The 17,779-nt window shown below is 67.2% G+C and carries 16 protein-coding genes, 1 pseudogene and 1 riboswitch; of the genes and pseudogenes, 4 read left to right on the forward strand and 13 right to left on the reverse strand.

Features of this window, described 5'->3' with window-relative positions; all coding sequences use genetic code 11:
* Together AAG799_RS17005 and cobA are read right to left on the reverse strand one after the other, a co-directional pair.
* A partial coding sequence (locus tag AAG799_RS17005; protein WP_341897864.1) for a cobyrinate a,c-diamide synthase occupies positions 1–699 on the reverse strand: 699 nt, incomplete at its 3' end.
* Positions 681–1,502, reverse strand: coding sequence for a uroporphyrinogen-III C-methyltransferase (gene cobA, locus AAG799_RS17010; RefSeq protein ID WP_341897865.1), 822 nt, complete (start codon positions 1,500–1,502; stop codon positions 681–683). The genes AAG799_RS17005 and cobA, both read right to left, overlap by 19 nt.
* 44 nt (positions 1,503–1,546) lie before the next feature.
* Here cobA and AAG799_RS17015 point away from each other — a divergent pair, with 44 nt between their 5' ends.
* Positions 1,547–2,698 (forward strand): cobalt-precorrin-5B (C(1))-methyltransferase, encoded by a 1,152-nt coding sequence (locus tag AAG799_RS17015; RefSeq protein ID WP_341897866.1) that lies wholly within the window; start codon positions 1,547–1,549, stop codon positions 2,696–2,698.
* On the forward strand, positions 2,682–3,455 hold the full coding sequence (locus AAG799_RS17020; protein ID WP_341897867.1) for a cobalt-precorrin-6A reductase: 774 nt from the start codon (positions 2,682–2,684) through the stop codon (positions 3,453–3,455). The genes AAG799_RS17015 and AAG799_RS17020 overlap by 17 nt, the downstream gene beginning before the upstream one ends.
* Here the strand turns inward: AAG799_RS17020 and cobM are convergent.
* From cobM to cobW, 10 genes are read right to left on the reverse strand one after another with little or no spacing between them, the layout of a single operon-like run.
* The gene (cobM, locus tag AAG799_RS17025; RefSeq protein ID WP_341897868.1) at positions 3,452–4,231 is read right to left on the reverse strand and encodes a precorrin-4 C(11)-methyltransferase; all 780 of its coding nucleotides are present in this window, start codon (positions 4,229–4,231) and stop codon (positions 3,452–3,454) included. The genes AAG799_RS17020 and cobM overlap by 4 nt on opposite strands.
* Positions 4,228–6,030 (reverse strand): precorrin-3B C(17)-methyltransferase, encoded by a 1,803-nt coding sequence (gene cobJ, locus AAG799_RS17030; protein ID WP_341897869.1) that lies wholly within the window; start codon positions 6,028–6,030, stop codon positions 4,228–4,230. The genes cobM and cobJ overlap by 4 nt, the downstream gene beginning before the upstream one ends.
* Positions 6,027–6,746, reverse strand: a complete 720-nt coding sequence (gene cobI / locus AAG799_RS17035) for a precorrin-2 C(20)-methyltransferase (protein WP_341897870.1) — start codon at positions 6,744–6,746, stop codon at positions 6,027–6,029. The genes cobJ and cobI overlap by 4 nt, the downstream gene beginning before the upstream one ends.
* Positions 6,743–7,948 carry a precorrin-6y C5,15-methyltransferase (decarboxylating) subunit CbiE gene (cbiE, locus tag AAG799_RS17040; protein WP_341897872.1) on the reverse strand — a complete coding sequence of 402 codons (1,206 nt, stop codon included), beginning with the start codon at positions 7,946–7,948 and terminating at the stop codon, positions 6,743–6,745. The genes cobI and cbiE overlap by 4 nt, the downstream gene beginning before the upstream one ends.
* The gene (locus AAG799_RS17045) at positions 7,945–8,589 is read right to left on the reverse strand and encodes a precorrin-8X methylmutase (RefSeq protein WP_341897873.1); all 645 of its coding nucleotides are present in this window, start codon (positions 8,587–8,589) and stop codon (positions 7,945–7,947) included. The genes cbiE and AAG799_RS17045 overlap by 4 nt, the downstream gene beginning before the upstream one ends.
* A complete protein-coding gene (locus tag AAG799_RS17050) occupies positions 8,586–9,668 on the reverse strand; it encodes a sirohydrochlorin chelatase (protein WP_341897874.1) in 1,083 nt (360 codons plus the stop codon). Before AAG799_RS17050 ends, AAG799_RS17045 begins: the two co-directional genes overlap by 4 nt.
* A 16-nt stretch (positions 9,669–9,684) precedes the next feature.
* The gene (locus AAG799_RS17055; protein ID WP_341897875.1) at positions 9,685–10,068 is read right to left on the reverse strand and encodes a RidA family protein; all 384 of its coding nucleotides are present in this window, start codon (positions 10,066–10,068) and stop codon (positions 9,685–9,687) included.
* Between the two features lie 13 nt (positions 10,069–10,081).
* Positions 10,082–10,726: a cob(I)yrinic acid a,c-diamide adenosyltransferase gene (gene cobO / locus AAG799_RS17060; RefSeq protein ID WP_341897876.1), complete on the reverse strand. Its 645-nt coding sequence runs from the start codon at positions 10,724–10,726 to the stop codon at positions 10,082–10,084.
* Entirely contained in the window at positions 10,723–14,490 is a 3,768-nt protein-coding gene (gene cobN, locus AAG799_RS17065; protein WP_341897877.1) for a cobaltochelatase subunit CobN, read from the reverse strand. The genes cobO and cobN overlap by 4 nt, the downstream gene beginning before the upstream one ends.
* Positions 14,491–14,508: 18 nt before the next feature.
* Positions 14,509–15,549 (reverse strand): cobalamin biosynthesis protein CobW, encoded by a 1,041-nt coding sequence (gene cobW / locus AAG799_RS17070; protein WP_341897878.1) that lies wholly within the window; start codon positions 15,547–15,549, stop codon positions 14,509–14,511.
* 134 nt (positions 15,550–15,683) lie between these two features.
* A riboswitch (cobalamin riboswitch) is annotated at positions 15,684–15,926 on the reverse strand.
* A 103-nt stretch (positions 15,927–16,029) separates the two neighbouring features.
* Here cobW and AAG799_RS17075 point away from each other — a divergent pair.
* A complete protein-coding gene (locus AAG799_RS17075; RefSeq protein ID WP_341897879.1) occupies positions 16,030–16,644 on the forward strand; it encodes a HupE/UreJ family protein in 615 nt (204 codons plus the stop codon).
* The gene (locus AAG799_RS17080; RefSeq protein ID WP_341897880.1) at positions 16,637–17,395 is read left to right on the forward strand and encodes a sulfite exporter TauE/SafE family protein; all 759 of its coding nucleotides are present in this window, start codon (positions 16,637–16,639) and stop codon (positions 17,393–17,395) included. Before AAG799_RS17075 ends, AAG799_RS17080 begins: the two co-directional genes overlap by 8 nt.
* Positions 17,396–17,407: 12 nt before the next feature.
* Here the strand turns inward: AAG799_RS17080 and AAG799_RS17085 are convergent.
* A pseudogene (locus AAG799_RS17085) lies at positions 17,408–17,779 on the reverse strand (hypothetical protein); the annotation flags it as partial.

Raw genomic sequence — 17,779 nt, forward strand, 5'->3', positions numbered from 1 at the left:
CGCGCCGCTCTGCACCGACAGCTTGCGCAGGGTCTGTTCCAGCGCGAAGCGGTCGAGCCGGCGATGCAGCCAGTCGGCGGCGCGGTCGAGGAAGAGTTCCAGATTGTCACGTTCCACCGCCTGCACCAGGCCCAGATGCCGGCTTGGCAGTTTCAGGTCGGCCTGGGCCGGCAGGGCGGCCAGCACCGGCATCTCGATCCGCTGCAGCGCCGTGCGCAGCAGCGCTTCATGACGCGGCGAGGCCACGCGGTTGAGGATCACGCCGGCAATCGTGATGTCGGAGCGGAAACTGCGGAAACCATGCACCAGGGCGGCCACCGACTGGCTCTGGCGCGCCGCGTCGATCACCAGGATCACCGGCAGGCCGAGCAGGGCGGCGAGATCGGCGGTCGAGCCCTGGCCGTTGGCGGCGCCATCGAACAGGCCCATCACGCCCTCGATCACCACCAGCTCGACATCCTCGGCGCCGGCCGCCACCACGGCGGTGATGGTTTCCTGCCGCATGGCAAAGGCATCGAGGTTGTAGCAGGGCCGCCCGGCGCCGGCGGCGCGATGGAACGAGCCATCGATGTAATCCGGCCCGATCTTGAACGGCGCGATAATGCGGCCCTCGCGGCCCAGCAGGCGCAGCAGCGCCAGCGTCACTGTGGTCTTGCCGCTGCCCGATGCGGGCGCCGCGATTACGATGCCGCTTGGCATGAGGCCCCCGTGGTCAGGGTTGCCTGCAGGTCGCTGCGGCCGAAGATGGCATGCAGGTCGACCACCTCGCCCACCACCAGCAGGGCCGGCGGCGCCATCTGTGCGGCCTCGGCATCGGCGACAATGCGGTCCAGGCGGCTGGTCAGCACGCGCATCTCGGGCAGGGTGGCGTTCTGCACCAGGGCGGCGGGCCGGTCGCCGGCCAGGCCGGCATGGGTCAGCTTGGCGACCAGGATGTCGAGATGCTTCATCGCCATGTAGATCACCAGCACGGGCGAGGCGCGCACCATGGCAGCCCAGTCCAGGCTGTCGGGCACTTCGCCGCTGGCGTTATGGCCGGTGAGGAAGGTGACGCAGGAATTGGTGTCGCGATGGGTGAGCGGAATGCCGGCATAGGCCAGGCCGCCGATGCCGGCCGAAATGCCGGGAATGATGCGGAAGGGAATGCCGGCCTCGCGCAGCGACAGCGCCTCTTCGGCGCCGCGGCCGAACACGAAGGGATCGCCGCCCTTCAGGCGCAGCACGCGCTTGCCCTGGCGCGCCAGCTCGACCAGCCGTTCGGAGATATCACGCTGCTTGGGCGAGGGCTTGCCGCCGCGTTTTCCCGCATATTCGAGGATGGCATTGACGCGGGCGCAGCGCAGGATGCCGTCACCCACCAGGGCGTCGTAGATCACCACATCGGCCTGGTTCAGCGCATTCACCGCATGCAGCGTCAGCAGCCCCGGATCGCCGGGGCCGGCGCCGGCCAGCCAGACCCAGCCGGGCTGGAAAACGGGCATATCGAGGGCGGGCAACTGCATGCCGCGCAGGGTACAGCAGCGGGGCAACGGTGTATATTGGCGGCATGTCCGGAACCCCTGACGTTGCGTCGGAATCTGCCAGCTCCGCCTCCGCGCTCCGGCGCGGCTGGACCACGGGTGCCTGCGCCACCGCCGGCGTGCGCGCCGCCTATCAGGCGCTGCTGACCGGCAGCTTCCCCGATCCGGTCACCATCACCCTGCCCAAGGGCGAACAGCCCAGCTTCGCGCTGGCCATCGAACGGCGCGGCACCGATGCGCGCGGCGCCTGGGCCGAGGCCGGCATCGTGAAGGATGCCGGCGACGACCCCGATGTCACCCACCAGGCGATGATCCTCGCCCGCGTGCGCCATGCCGCTGCCGGCCAGGGCGTGCAGTTCCGCGCCGGTGCCGGCGTGGGCACCATCACCCGCGCCGGCCTGCCGCTGCCGCCGGGCGAACCGGCGATCAATCCGGTGCCGCGCCAGATGATGACCGACACCGTGCGCGCGCTGGCCGCACAGCATGGCGCCGGGGGCGATGTCGAAATCGAGATCAGCGTGCCGGGCGGCGCCGAGCTGGCGAAACAGACCTGGAATCCCCGCCTTGGCATTCTCGGCGGCATCAGCATCCTCGGCACCACCGGCATCGTCGTGCCGTTTTCCTGCTCGGCCTGGATCCATTCGATCCATCGCGGCGTCGATGTCGCTCGCGCCGCCGGCCTTGCCCATGTCGCCGGCTGCACCGGCTCCACTTCGGAAGCCGCCGTGCAGGCGCTGCATGGCCTGCCCGACCTGGCGCTGCTCGACATGGGCGACTTCGCCGGGGCACTGCTGAAATACCTGCGGCAGCATCCGGTTGCACGGCTCACCATCGGCGGCGGCTTTGCCAAGCTGGTGAAACTGGCGCAGGGCCAGATGGACCTGCATTCAGGCCGCAGCCAGGTCGACAAGGCGGTGCTGGCGCAATGGCTCGGCGAACTTGGAGCGGCTCCTGATCTGATCGCTCAGGCCAGCGACGCCAACACCGCGCTTGAGGTGCTGACCCTGGCGCAGGCGGCGCAGCTGCCACTGGCCGATCTGGTGGCGGCGAAGGCGCGTACTGCGGCGCTGGCAATCGTTGCGCCGGCCGCTGTCGCCATCGATATCGTGGTCGTCGACCGTGCTGGGCTCATTGTCGGCCGTGCAAACAGCGAGGCGCCCGATGGCGCGGCTGCGTAACCTGCTGCTGCTCGGCGGCACCGGCGAGGCGCTGCGGCTGGCGCGCGAGCTGCAGGGCCATGCGCGCGTGCGCTGCATCTCCTCGCTGGCTGGGCGCACCGAGACACCGGAACGGCCGCCCGGCGATGTGCGGATCGGCGGCTTTGGCGGCATCGATGGCCTGCGTGATTATCTGGTCGCGGAAAAGATCGACCTGGTGCTGGATGCCACGCATCCCTTTGCGGCGCAGATGGCGCGCCATGCCCATGAGGCCTGTGCCGTGCTCAACATCCCGCGTGCCAAGCTGGTGCGGCCACCCTGGGTGGCCTCGCCCGGCGACCGCTGGACGATGATGCCCAGCGTGGCGGCGGCGGCGACCTTTTTGCGCTTCCATCCGGCCCGGCGCATTTTCCTCACCGTCGGCCGGCAGGAAATCGGACCGTTTGTTCCGCTGGGTCGCGATGACGGCGGGCGCGAGGCCGGCCGCTGGTTCCTCACCCGCATGATCGACCCGCCGGCCGATGACGTGGCCGTGCCCCAGGGCGAGACCATCCTGGCGCGCGGGCCGTTTGCACCGGATGACGAGAAGGCGCTGATGCAGCAGCATCGCATCGACCTGCTGGTGACCAAGAATTCAGGCGGCGCGGCCGGCAAGATCGCCGCCGCCGCCGAACTGCATATCCCGGTGCTGATGATCGAACGTCCGCCGCTGCCGCCCGGCACCGCGCTCGACTCGGTCGGTGCCGCGCTCGGCTGGATCAATATCCACGCGGTCTAAGACTTCTTCTTTGCCGTCTTCCCGGGCCGCAGCACATGCACATGCTTGGGATCGTACAGCGCACTGTCGCGGAAATCGGTGTCTTCCGCCAGCACGCGGCCGACCAGGATCAGCGCGGTGCGGGTGATCTTGGCCGCGCGCACTTTCGCGGCGATGGTGGAAAGCGTGGCGCGGATGATCTCCTGGTCCGGCCAGGTGGCGCGCACCACCACGGCCACCGGGCAGTCGGCGCCATACTGCGGCGTCAGTTCCTCCACCACATGGCGGATATTGCGGATCGAGAGATGAATCGCCAGCGTCGCGCCGGTTTTCGCGAAATTCGCCAGCGTCTCGCCTTTCGGCATGTCCGATGATTTCATCGCCGTGCGGGTCAGGATCACGCTCTGGGCGATCTCGGGCAGCGTCAGTTCGGTCTGCAGGATGGCGGCGGCGGCGGCGAAGGCCGGCACGCCCGGCGTGATGGTGAAGGGGATATCCAGTCTCTTCAGCCTGCGGATCTGCTCGGCGATGGCGCCATAGAGCGAGGGATCGCCGGAATGCACGCGCGCCACGTCCTGGCCCTTGTTATGGGCGGCGACGATCTCGGCCATGATCTCGTCCAGGTTCAGCGGCGCAGTATCGATCACGCGCGCTTTCTTCGGTGCCAGGGCGACGACAGCCTCGGGCACCAGCGAGCCGGCATAGAGGCAGACCTTACAGGCCTTGATCAGGGCTGCGCCGCGCAGGGTGATCAGGTCGGGCGCGCCGGGACCGGCACCGATGAAATGCACGGTCATTCTGTGAACTTCTTCTCATAGCCGCGCGGCGTATAGGCAAAGCGGCGGCCGTCCGGCAGGGCAATCGCGCGGCTTGCGCTGCTGCCGACCAGCACCACGGTCAGCATGTCGACCTTGTCGACTTCGAGAGCGGCCAGCGTGGTCAGCGTCACTCGCTCGCCCTCGCGTCCCAGATTGCGCGCCAGCACCACCGGCGTCTCGCCCGGGCGATGCTGCAGCAGGATGTCTTTCGCCAGCTCCAGCTGGTGGCGCCGGCGCTGCGACACCGGATTGTAGAAAGCGATGACGAAATCGGCCTCGGCAGCGGCCTTGATGCGTTCGAGGATCGCCTCCAGCGGCGTCAGCAGGTCGGACAGCGAAATGGTGCAGAAGTCATGGCCCAGCAGCGCGCCGGAGCGGGCGGCGGCCGCCTGCAGGGCGGAGATGCCGGGCGCCACGGTGATGGCGATGCGCTGCCAGGCCTTTTGCTCCGGTTCCTTTTCCAGCAGGGCAAACACCAGTGTCGCCATCGCATAGATGCCGGGATCGCCGGAGCAGACCAGCGCCACGCGTTTTCCCGTGGCGGCGAGATCAAGGGCTGCCCGCACGCGCAGCTCTTCCTCGCCGAGATCGTAGCGATGCAGCACCTTGCCAGCCTGCAGCTCGGGATAGAGATCGAGATATAGGCCATAGCCGACCCAGTCGGTCGCATCGCTCAGCGCGATGCGCGCTTCCGGCGTCAGCCAGTGTGCATCGCCCGGGCCAGTGCCCACGACGTGTAGCTCTCCCCGCATTGCACCGCGGGTTTCGCCATCGAAGGGCGCAGGCGCCAGCGCCATGGCACAGGTGGCACGCTCGGATTTGCGTTTCGGCACGATCAGCGTGGCGTCCGACCCGGCAGCGGCGAGGGCTGCGCCTTCCGAGACACCATGGGTGCCGACCTCGGCGAAGACCACAGCCGAAGGGTTGGCCATGCGCGGTGTTTCGGCTTCCAGCGTGGCGGCATCGAAGACGCGGAATGGCACGCCGAGCCATTTCGCCAGTTCCTGCATCGCCGGTTCATCAGATTTGAGATCGAGCGAATAGACGCCGGCAATCGAGTCGCGTGCGATGCCGGCCGCGTCCAGGCTGCCCTGCACCAGGCGGATCAGCTCCACCGGCCGCGTGTTGCGTTCGCAGCCGACACCGATCGCCACGCTGCGCGGGTGGAACACCAGGTGATCCGGGCTGCCTTCGATGGCGCGATGGGTCACCTCGATCAGCAGGGCGCCGTCATCGCGGATCGGCAGATTGGTCTCGCGCAGCCACGGCGCATGGCCTTCGATGCGCACGCCGTTGCCACGCAGAAGATTCGCCATCAGGCCCTTGGCATCCTCGGGATTGGCCAGCGTGTAGCCATCGGGCGGTTCATCCAGGCCAAGGCCGAAGGCAAGGTCGCCGGCAGTGGTGACGGCGGCGATGCCCTGCAGCACCGTGGCGATGCGGCGCGACAGCAGATTGGCGCCATGATGGCCGCCGAGCAGGGGTACGACGCTGGAGCCATCGGCGGCGACGGCGATCAGCGGCGGTTCGTTCTGCTTGTCGCTCAGCTGTGCGGCGACCGCGCGAATGAGAATCCCGGCGGCGCAGATGCCGATCACCGGGCGGCCGGCGGCAAACAGCCGCGCAATCGTCTCGGTCGCTTTGCCCAGTGGTAACGCATGCACCAACGCCGCATCATCGGGCGCATAGACCTCCCAGGCGGGGAAGGCGGTCATCAGCGCTTGCGCCGTGCCGCGCGCGTTGGGTGTCAGCAGGACAAGGGCGGGCTTGCCACTCACGACTTGAACTCCATGAAATGCTGCTCGCCCCGGCGGTGCACCAGGATCATGGCGAAATAGGGAATGCTGGCCGGATCGACATCCTTCAGGGGCAGGATGCGCTGTTCGGCCATGGTGGCGCGCTCGATATACTGGGCGCGGTCGGCCAGGCCGAGCTGCTGCAGCAGGGCGACGATGCGCGGGCCATGGCGGCCAAGCTTGAGGATCGCCGCCGCATCGGTGTGCAGCAGCTTGGCCGTGATGGTCTCGTCATCCAGCGGCGCGGGGATGATGGTCAGCACATCGTTGCGCGACACCAGCGGGTGTTTCAGCGCGGCGGCGCAGGCGGTCAGCGACGACACGCCGGGCACCACCTCAACAGGGAAGGTCTCGGCCAGCCGGCCGAACAGATACATGAAGGAGCCGTAGAGGAAGGGATCGCCCTCGCAGAGCACGGCCACGCTGCGGCCGGCCTGCAGATGCGTGCCGATGTCACCAGCCGCCTGCTCATAGACCGCCTGGGCGGGAAAGCGCGCCACCGTCAGCGGCATGCGGATCGCCAGTTCGATCTGCTTGCCGCTCAGATGCGGCGCAACGATCCTGCGTGCCAGGCTGTCGCCGTCTTCCGGTGCCGGATAGGCAACGACGTCGGCAGTTTGCAACAGGCGCAGCGCCTTCAGCGTGATCAGCTCGGGGTCGCCCGGGCCGATACCGAGACCATACAGGGTCGCACTCATTCCTTGATGACGCTCCATTGCGTGATCGGCATCATCGCATGCCAGCCATGGAAACGGCCGACCCGTTCGGCGCGCTGCACCATGAAACGCCCGAGGTCGCCGCCATGGGTCTGCCGGGCCTGCACCAGCAGGCCTTCGCCTTCCAGGGTCACCACATTGGCCACCAGCCGGCCGCCGGGCTTCAGGGCCTGCCAGCAGCGCTCGATCAGGCCTTCGGCGGTGACGCCGCCGCCGATGAAGATGGCATCGGGCTCGGGCAGGCCGTCGAGCGCGGCCGGCACGGCGTTGCCGTTGATCTCCAGCTGCGGCACGCCGAGCGCTGCCGCATTCTGCGCGATCATGCTGCGGCGCGAATCCTTGCTCTCGATGGCGATGGCGCGGTTGCGGCGGTCGGCACGCAGCCATTCGATCGAGATCGAGCCCGAGCCGGCACCGACATCCCACAGCAGGTCGCCCGGGAAGGGCGACAGGCGGGCCAGCGTCATCGCGCGGATCTCGCGCTTGGTGATGTTGCCGTCATGCAGATAGAGATCGTCATCCAGGCCGGCGAGGCGCGTCAGCCCCGGGCCATCGTTCACCTGCACCGCCATGGTGTTGAGATCGGCGCAGGTTGCATGCGGCCAGGTCTTGGCCGCACCGGTCAGGATGTTTTCCTGCGCACCGCCCAGCTGTTCCAGCACAGTGAGGTCGGCGCTGCCGAAGCCGCGCTTGGTCAGATACTCGGCGATCTTGGCCGGTGCCGCGCCATTCTCGGTCAGCAGCAGCAGGCGGGCGCCGGGATACAGGAAGGCCGACAGCAGATCGAGCGGGCGCCCATGCAATGAAAGGCAATCCACGGCATCCAGAGGCCAGAGCAGGCGCGCTGCCGCCAGCGAAAACGCCCCGGCATGCGGGATAACAGCGATCTCCTCGGCCGGCACGCGTTTGGCCAGGGTGGCGCCGATGCCGAACCACATCGGATCGCCGCTGGCCAGCACGCAGGTGCGGCGGCCCTTGTGCTCCGCGATGCTGTCAGCCTGGGCCAGCAGCGGCGTGGTCCAGGCGATGCGGCGCTGTTCGCCGTCTTTCACGGGCACCATCGCCAGATGGCGTTCGCCGCCGATCAGGATATCGGCGGTCTCGATCACCGTGCGCGCGGCGGTCGTGACGCCATCAAGGCCGTCCTCGCCGATGCCGACAATGCTGAGCCATCGCTTGCTCATTCATTTGGCTCCCAGGTGGCCAGCGCATTGATTGCGGCGGCGGCCATGGCGCTGCCGCCGCGGCGGCCTTTCAGGGTGGCATAGGCCACGCCCGGCGGTGCATGGTCGATCAGCGCCTGTTTCGATTCGGCGGCACCGACAAAGCCGACCGGGAAACCGAGAATCGCGGCCGGCTTCGGTGCGCCCTCGTCGTTCAGCATTTCCAGCAGGCGGAACAGCGCGGTCGGTGCATTGCCGATGACGACGACGGCCCCGGCGAGATGGGGAATCCATAATTCAACCGCCGCGGCCGAGCGCGTGATCTGTTTTTTCTGGCCGATCGCGCGCGCCTCGGGCGTGTTGAGGAAACTGAGCACGCTGTTGTCAGACGGCAGGCGCGAGCGGATCACACCATAGGCCACCATGTCGACATCGCTCAGGATCGGCTTGCCGCCCTGCAATGCAGTATGGACTGCATCTGGCAGATCCGGCGTCCAGGCCAGGTCGGGCAGGATCTCGGGCATGGCGCAGGCATGGATCAGGCGCAGCGCGAGTTCGTCGATGCCCGGCGGCAGATGCGACAGGTCGACCTCAGCCCTGATCATCTCGAAGCTGAGGCGATAGATCGCGTCGGGATCGCGCAGATAGTCGAACGCCATCATTTAGCCGCGTCGCTCTTATTCAGGGTCTTCGGCCCCAGCGGATGATCGGCATGGGGATAGGGATGATGCCCGTGATCATGATGCGCGTGATCATGCCCATGGTCATGTCCATGTGCATGGCCATGATCGTGTCCATGATCGTTTCCGTGGCCATGCCCGTGTTCATGGGCATGGCCGGTGCCGATGCCTTCGACATGATGGTGATGGCTTTCCTGCGCCAGGCCCACTTCGTCCTCGAAGCCGAGCACCTGGGCGCGGTATTTGCACATCTGGCAGTTCATGTTGTTGGTACCGGCGAGAATTTCCTGCAGCCGGTCCTCGAACACCTCCAGCACCATCGGATGGTCGTTCAGGTAGCCGGCCTTGATGAAGTCGATCTGCGGATGCGCGGCAGCAACGATATCGGTGTACTCGTAGATACGCTCGACCAGGATGCCAGTGAACAGGAAATACGGAAACACGATGACGCGCTTGTAGCCCAGCCTGGCGACATGCTCCAGCGCAGGCTGCACCAGCGGGAAGGTGACGCCGGAATAGGCGGTCTCGCCCCAGCCGAAGCCGAAGCCTTCCCACAGCATGCGCATCACCTTGGCGATGTTGGAATTGGCATCGGGGTCCGAGGTGCCGCGGCCGACCACGACAAGGCAGGTCTCATGGCGGGCAATACCGTCACCGGCGGCATCGAGCGCGGCCTGGATACGGTCGCCGGCGGCGCGCAGCATCTTCAGATCGATGCCGAGATCGCGGCCATAGGAGATGGTCACGCCGTCATGCTCGGCCTGATAGCGGTTCAACACGCTCGGAATGTCGTTCTTGGCATGGCCGGCCGCCATCAGCATGCCGGGCAGGGCCAGAATCCGTGTGTTGCCCTTGGCGCGCAGGGCATCGAGTCCGTCGCGGATGATCGGCGTGGCGAATTCCAGGAAGCCGAAATCGACATCGTAATGCGGCAGGCGGCGCTTGAGATGCGCGGCCAGCGCGGTGAATTCGGCCACCGCGCGCGCATCGCGGCTGCCATGGCCGCAGAGCATCACGCCGGTCTTCTGGAACGGGTTATCAATCGGGGGCTTCTGGAACATGCTGGTCATCGCTGCATTATGCCATTGCTATGGCTTCGATCTCCAGCAGCCAGTCGCTGACCAGCGTCTGGGTCACGATTCCGCTGGAGGCGCATTTGCGGTCACCGAGGATTTCGTTGCGAATCTTGCGGTTCGGTATTAACTGGCTGTGATCGGTCAGGAAGCTGGTGGTCTTGACCAGATTGTCGAAGCTCATGCCGGCCTCGGCCAGCACCGCCTCGATATTGCGCCACACATTGCGGGCCTGGCTCTCGAAATCCGGCGGCACGCTGCCATCGGGTGCAGCCCCGATCTGTCCACTGATGAACAGGATGCGCGTGCCCTCGCTCACCAGGCAGCCATGGGCATACTGGCCGACCGGGGCGGCAATCGTCTTGGGATCGAGCAGTTCGCGTTTCAAAATTCCCACTCCTTCAAAACTCAATGCCCTTCTGGGCTTTCACGCCGGCCTGGAAGGGATGCTTGATTTCCGTCATCTCGGTCACCAGGTCGGCGGCCTCGATCAGTTCCGGCTTGGCATTGCGGCCGGTCACCACGATATGCAGCTGCGGCGGGCGGTTTTTCAGCGCCGCCACCACCTCGGCAAGATCGAGATAGTCGTAACGCAGCACGATGTTGAGTTCGTCGAACACCAGCATGTCATAGGCCGGTTCGGCGCCGCGGCAAGCCTCGATCATGCGTTTGGCTTCCGCCCAGGCGGCGTTGGCCGCCGCGATGTCGCGGGCGCGGTCCTGGGTGTCCCAGGTGAAGCCCTCGCCCATCGCCTTGATCGTCACCTGCTCGGGAAACATTTCCAGCACCGGGCGTTCGCCGGTCTGCCACTTGCCCTTGACGAACTGCACGATGCCGACGCGGAAGCCGTTGCCGATGGCGCGCACGGCGAGGCCGAAGGCGGCGGTCGACTTGCCCTTGCCCTTGCCGGTATGGACCATGAGCAGGCCCTTCTCGATGGTCTTGGTCGCCAGCATGCGGTCGCGCACCTCTTTGCGCTTCTTCGCCTTCTCGTTGGCGCGGGCGTTGACCTCGTCCTCGCTCAGACCGGTTTCCTTGATCTTCATGCGGCCAGCATCCTTTCCAGCAGTTCGGCGGCCGAATTGGCCTTCGGCCGCCACAGGCCGCGGCGGATCGCCTCAGCAAAGCGTTCGGCGATTTCGCGGGCCCCGGCCGGATTGTTGTCCTGCAGGAAGCTGCGCGTATCAGAATCGGCGAGATAGGCGTCATACAGCGCCTCGAACTGGTGATCCCGCACCAGGCCGGTGGTGGCGGCAAAGGCAAACAGGTAATCCACCGTGGCGGCGATCTCGAAGGCGCCCTTGTAGCCATGGCGCTTGACGCCCTCGATCCATTTCGGATTGGCGGCGCGGCCGCGCACGACGCGGGCGATCTCTTCCTCCAGCCGGCGGATGCGCGGCGCCTCGGGCCGTGAATGGTCGTTGTGATAGGCGGTCGGTGCAGCGCCCGACGCATACTGGACGGCAGCCACCGCGCCGCCCTCGAACTGGTAATAGTCGTCGGAATCGAGCAGGTCGTGCTCGCGGTTGTCCTGGTTCTGCACGATGGTGTCGACGCCGCTCAGGCGCTGTACGAAGACCTCCGCATCGGCGATGCCTTCCGAATCCTGGCCATAGGCATAGCCGCCCCAGGCGATATAGGCCCTGGCCAGATCGGCCGTCTCGGTCCAGCCGCCCTGGTCGATCAGGGCCTGCAGGCCGGCGCCATAGGCGCCCGGCTGCGAGCCGAACACGCGATAGCCGGCACGGCGCTGGGCTTCCGCAGCATCAATGCCGCGCGCGGTCATGGCGGCGATCTCGTCGCGCACGCGCTGGGCCAGCGGGTTGACCTCCGGCGGCTCGTCCAGCGCCTGCACGGCGCGGCTGGCGGCATCGAACAGGTTCAGCTGCGCGGGGAAGGCATCGCGGAAAAAGCCGCTCACCTTCAGGGTCACGTCGATGCGCGGGCGATCCAGCAGGTCGGGCGGCACGATCTCGAATCCGGTGACGCGGCCGGACGCGCCTTCCCATGTCGGACGCGCGCCGATCAGCGCCAGTGCCTGGGCGATATCGTCGCCGCCGGTGCGCATGTTGGCAGTGCCCCAGGCATTCAGCAGGATGGCGCGCGGCCATTCGCCATGATCCTGGCGGTGGCGCTGCAGCAGGGCATCGGCCGACTGCCAGCCCAGCGTCCAGGCCGCCGGGGTTGGCAGGCTGCGCGCATCCAGCGAGAAGAAGTTGCGTCCGGTCGGCAGCACTTCGGGCCGGCCGCGCGTCGGTGCGCCGCTCGGTCCCGGCGGCACGAAGCGGCCATCCAGGCCGCGCAGCAGATTCTCGATCTCGGCGCGGCCGCAACTCAGCACCGCGGCGCGCAGGCGATAGTCGATTTCCTGCAGCACGGCTTTCGTTGCCGTCCAGGCTTCGTCGGGCAGCCGCCGGTCCGCCACCAGCTGCTTGGCCAGAATCTCCAGCCGCTCGATGGTGTCGCCATGGCTGCGCCACGCCCCCGGCGCCAGGCCGGCCAGCACGGCCGGCTGCGGCCCGGTCCACACGGCGGCGTAATCGGTGCCCAAAGGATCGAAGCCCAGGCCGAGATCAGCAGTCAGAGCACGCAGGATCGAGGCATTGCCATCCTTGCCGTCGTTGCGCGGCAGGCGCACCAGCGCCACCAGCAGATCGATCAGCTGCTCGCCATGGGGCTTGGTGCCATAGACATGCAGGCCGTCGCGGATCTGCAGCTCTTTCAGGTCGCACAGATGATTGTCGAGTTTCAGCAGCGCGGTTTCGGTTGCCTCGCCGATCTGGATGTCGCAATCGGCATCGAGGCCAAGCCGCCGCGTTTCGGCGATGATGCGTTCGGCCAGCAGCGGCAGGCGCCGGCGATCCATGCCGGCAGCCTCGTAATACTCATCCACCAGCTGTTCCAGGGCGGCAAGATCGCCATAGATTTCAGCCCGCGTCAGCGGTGGCGTCAGGTGATCCAGGATCACCGCCGCCGTGCGGCGCTTTGCCTGCGTGCCCTCGCCGGGATCGTTGACGATGAAGGGATAGAGCTGCGGCATCGGGCCGAACACGGCCTCGGGCAGGCAGTCCTCGCTCAGCGCCAGCGCCTTGCCGGGCAGCCATTCCAGATTGCCATGCTTGCCGCAATGGATCACCGCATCGGCGCCAAAGCTCTCGCGCAGCCAGGCATAGGCGGCGAAATAGTGATGCGGCGGCACCAGGTCGGGATCATGGTAGCTGCGCGCCGGATCGATGTTGTAGCCGCGCGCCGGCTGGATCATCACCGCCACATTGCCCAGCGGCAGAACCGGCAGGGCAAAACCGTTGCGTCCGTCAGCACCGGCATCGATATGCGGATCATCTTCCGGCTCGCCCCAGCGTTCGCTCACCGCCTGCTGGATCGCCGGCGGCAGGCGTTCGAAGAAGCGGCGATACAGCACCAGCGGATAGACCACGCGCACCCGCCGGCCGGCGGCCGAGGCGAAGTCGTTGGTAACGCCCTCGATCAGTGCCTCGATCAGGCGGTTGCCGCTGACCGGCAGGGCGTTCAATTCATAGCCGGCGTCTTTCATCGCGCGCAGGATTTCCACCGCGCTCTGCGGCGTATCGAGGCCCACGCCATTGCCGATGCGGCCATCGCGGTTGGGATAATTCGCCATCACCAGGGCGACCTTGCGTTCTGCCGGCGCCAGCCGGCCGAGCCGCGACCAGGCGCAGGCCAGCCTGGCGACGAAGCGGCAGCGGCCGTAATCCGGCTGCAGCCGCACGATGCTGCATTCGGTGCGGGCATCGAACTGCGCCTCGGCCTTGAAGGCGACGGCGCGGCTCAGGATTCTGCCGTCGATCTCGGGCAGGGCCACGGCGATGGCAAGGTCGCGTGGATTGAGGCCGCGCGTGCCGGCTTTCCAGTCTTCCGCCGGCTGCGTGGCAAACACCACCTGCAGCACCGGGCAGTCGCACTGGCCGAGCGGGTCTTCGCTGCCGCCGTCATTGCCGGTCGGGCTGCCGAGCGCGAAGCTGGTGGCATTCAGGATCACATCGGGCAGCGCGTGGTCCAGCAGCGTGCTGACAATATCCGACGACAGCCGGTCCTTCAGGCTGGTGACAAAAATCGGCAGCGGATTGAGGCCTTCGGCACCCAGCGATTCGATCAGCGCATCGACGGCGGCCAGATCGCCGGCCTGCATCAGGGCGCGATAGAACACGATGGCGGCCACCGGCTGGGGGATCGCCTTCCGGCTGGCCCAGATCTGGCGCAGGCTGTCGAGATCGGGATCGCTCAGACTCGGCCAGTACAGGCCGGCGGCCGGCAGCGGCCTGGCATCCGGCGGGTCTTCGTCATGGCCGATCAGGGCGGCGGCACGGCGCAGGGCGTGGCGCAGATTCTCGATGCCGCCCTCGCGGAAATAGCCGAACAGTGCGGCACGGCTGTCGTCATCGACGGTGGAAAATCCGTCCAGTCCCGGATCGGGCTGGCGGTCGCCGGGCAGGAAGGCGAGCGCGATGCCGCGCGCGCGGCACAGGTCGCTCAGGCGTTCCACGCCATAGGCCCAGTAGCTCTGCCCGCCCAGCAGGCGCACGATCACCAGCCGGGCATGGGCAATCACGCTGTCGGCATAGAGATCGACGGCATAGGGATGGCCCAGTTGCAGAAGGTTGGCCAGCCGCAGGGTGGGGAAGTTATCGGGCAGCGCGGCATAGGCGCTGCTCAGCGCCGAGAGTTCGGTATCGGCAGCAGACAGAATGACAATGTCGGCCGGCGACTGCTTCAGGTCGACGGCGCCCTCTGTCGCTGCCGCGCCGCCGGGTATGGCATTGAGCAGATGCACGGCGGCTCCAGCGTTGCGTCAGGCCGCGAGAGCGGCGCGGATGGCCGCCTCGTCGAGTCCGGCGCGACCGATCACCACCAGACGGGTGGCGCGCGGCTCATGGCTCTGCCAGTCGCGGTCGTAGTAATGCGACAGGCGCGCACCGACGCCCTGCAGCACCAGCCGCATGGTCTTGCCGACGATGGCGACAAAGCCCTTCACACGCAGGATATCGTGTTCGTCGATCACCGGCGCCAGGCGCTGCAGCAGCGCCTCGGGCGCCGTCTGTTCGGGCAGCGTGATGCTGAAGCTGAAGAAATCCTCATGGTCGTGGTCGTCTTCATCATCGTGATGCGACTTGCGCGCGCCGATATCGTCTTCGGCCGCGGCATGCAGGCCGAGCAGGATATCGGCGGCGATCTCGCCCTTGCTGATCGCCAGCGTCTTCACGCCCTGGCGCAGATGCGTGCCGATCTCGCTGCGCACATTCGCCATCGCATCCTCGTCCAGCAGGTCGGCCTTGTTCAGCAGCACCAGGTCGGCGCAACCGAGCTGGTCCTCGAACAGTTCCTCCAGCGGATTGTCATGATCGAGATTGGGATCGGCGGCGCGCTGGGCGGCCAGCGCGTCTTCATCCTCGGCAAACCGCCCTTCCGCCACGGCGGCGGCATCCACCACGGTGATCACGCCGTCTACCGTGGTGCGGCTCCTGATACCGGGCCAGGCAAAGGCCTGAACCAGGGGTTTCGGCAAGGCGAGGCCGGAGGTCTCGATGACGATATGCGTGGGCGGATTGGGGCGATCCAGCAGCTTTTGCAGGGTGGGCAGGAAATCGTCGGCGACCGTGCAGCACAGGCAGCCATTGGCCAGCTCGACGATGTCGTCTTCCGTGCAATCGGGCGCGCCGCAGCTTTTCAGCAGTTCGCCGTCGATACCCACCTCGCCGAATTCATTGACGATCAGCGCAATGCGCCGGCCATTGGCATGGGTGATGAGATGGCGGATCAGCGTGGTCTTGCCGGCACCGAGGAAGCCGGTCACCACGGTCGCGGGAATTTTCTGGGCGGGACTCTTCTGCATTTTTCTAGCGTCCTGTTGCATGACGCCGACGCGGACCATGGCCGTGCCGATCCTGCCGCTGCGCCAGTCCTCCAGCGGCTGGGCGGGCGAGAATGACACAGGCCGGGCGCCGGCACACCCCGTCCGACACGTCCGTTTCGACCAATTCCGATGGCAGGTCTCCGGGCTTGCGGTTCATCGCGGTTCGCGCGCCTTCCCGGACCATCAGACTGTCCAGTGGCGTATTGCGCGCCGCTCACCGCCCACCGTAGCGGGGGCTGCCGCGGCTTACGGCATCCTGCGGAAAAATTCCGCATGAAAAGCCGGCACCGCGTTCCCTTTTCATCGCGACGCCATCCAAAAAGACAACGCCACGAACCATCGCGGCGGACGGTAAGCTGCGGTACCGGTCTTGTCAAACCGGCCGGCCTTGGGCACAAAGGGGCGGGTGGTTCGCAGGACGCGCGTGTTTTACGCGGCGCGCATAACAAGAGGTTCGCCATGTCGTTCAAGTCCAAGCTGGGTCAGGCGGTTCTGCCGGCCGTTGTTCTGGCAAGCCTTGCCCTTCCGGCGCTGGCGCATCCCGGCCATCCGGGCGGTGAGCCGGTCGCCGCCGGTTTTGCGGCAGGCTTTACGCACCCCTTCGGCGGCTTCGACCATCTGATGGCCATGTTGGCTGTCGGTCTCTGGGCCATCCAGCAGTCGGGCAAGACGCCGCGTGCGCTGTGGCTGCTGCCGGCCGCCTTCGTGCTGCCGATGGGCGCGGGTTTCGCACTCGGCCTGGCCGGCATCGCGCTGCCCGGCGTCGAGGCGGGCATTGCCCTGTCGGTGCTGATCCTCGGCCTGCTGGTTGCCTTTGCGGTGCGCCCGCCGCTGGTTGCCGGCATGGCGGTGACGGCGCTGTTCGCGCTGCTGCACGGCCACGCCCATGCCACCGAGATCGGGGATGCCTCGCAGGCCCTCACCTATGCCGGCGGCATGCTGCTGGCCACGGCCGGGCTGCATGGCCTGGGCATCGCCGGCGCCCATCTGGCCCAGCGCCTCAGCCTGCCGCTGCTGACCCGCAGTGCCGGTGCCGCCGTGGCGCTGGTCGGCCTCGTCATCCTGGTTGGTTGATACGCTTCTCGGCTTCCTGAACGAGCCGCGTTACTGGGCGGTGGTCGGCGCGGCGGCGCTGGCCGGCCTGGTGCGCGGCTTTTCCGGTTTCGGCGGCGCCATGATGTTCATGCCGATCGCCGGGCTGATGTACGAGCCCAAGCTGGCCGCTGTCTGGCTGCTGATCGCCGACGATGCGGCCGCCCTGCCCATGTTGCGCGACGCGGTCCGGCGTTGCGTGTGGCGCGAGGTGCTGCCGCTCGCGCTTGCTGCCGTTGCCGCCATTCCGCTCGGGGTCGCGCTGCTGGTGGTGGCCGATGCCAACCTGATGCGCTGGATGGTGTGCGGCGTGATCCTGCTGGCCGTCGCGCTGATGGCCCGGGGCTGGCGCTATCAGGGCCGGCTTGGCCTGCCGGCCACATTGGGCACCGGCGCGCTGGCGGGCTTGAGCGGCGGGGCGGTTGCCCTGCCGGGGCCGCCGGTGGTGCTGCTCTGGCTCGGCGGCCAGAGCGCGGCGGCCACGGTGCGCGCGAATCTTGTGGTGTTTTTCGGTTTCACCGCGCTTGCGACGGCCATCGCCTATTGGTGGAACGGCCTGTTCACGGCGGAAAGCCTGCTGTCATCGCTGCCGCTGATTCCGGCCTATCTGCTGCCGTTGCGCTTTGGCATGCGACTGTTTGCGCGCGCCGACGAGGCGCAGTTCCGCCGCGTCGCGCTGGCGCTCTGCGCCTTTGCCGCCCTGTCGGGCCTGCCAGTGTGGAAGATGCTTTAGGGCCTGTGCCGGTTACCGGTGTTTCCGGGCCGCCTGTTCCAGCGCTTCGAGCAGCTGGGCTTCGACCGTGGTGCCGCTTCCCTGGATGCGTCGGGCCATCACCACATAGAGCGCATCGATCTGGGCTGCGATGATGTCGAGCTGGATCGGACTCGGGATGCCCATATCCTTGGTGAAATCGTTGAGCGATTTGGCAAAGGCGGTCAGCAGCGGATATTTGAACATGCCGCCCATACCCTTGATTTCCAGCGATGCGGTGCGGATCGCCTGCATCGCCTGATCGGAGCCGATCGCGCCGCGCGCCACGTCGTCCAGCGACAGGCGCAGCAGCTTCAGCTTTTCCGCCACTTCCCTGGTGAACTGGTCGGTGGCCTTTTCGACCAC

The sequence above is a fragment of the Ferrovibrio terrae genome (assembly GCF_943371255.1).
Classification (GTDB): Bacteria; Pseudomonadota; Alphaproteobacteria; order Ferrovibrionales; family Ferrovibrionaceae; genus Ferrovibrio; species Ferrovibrio terrae_B.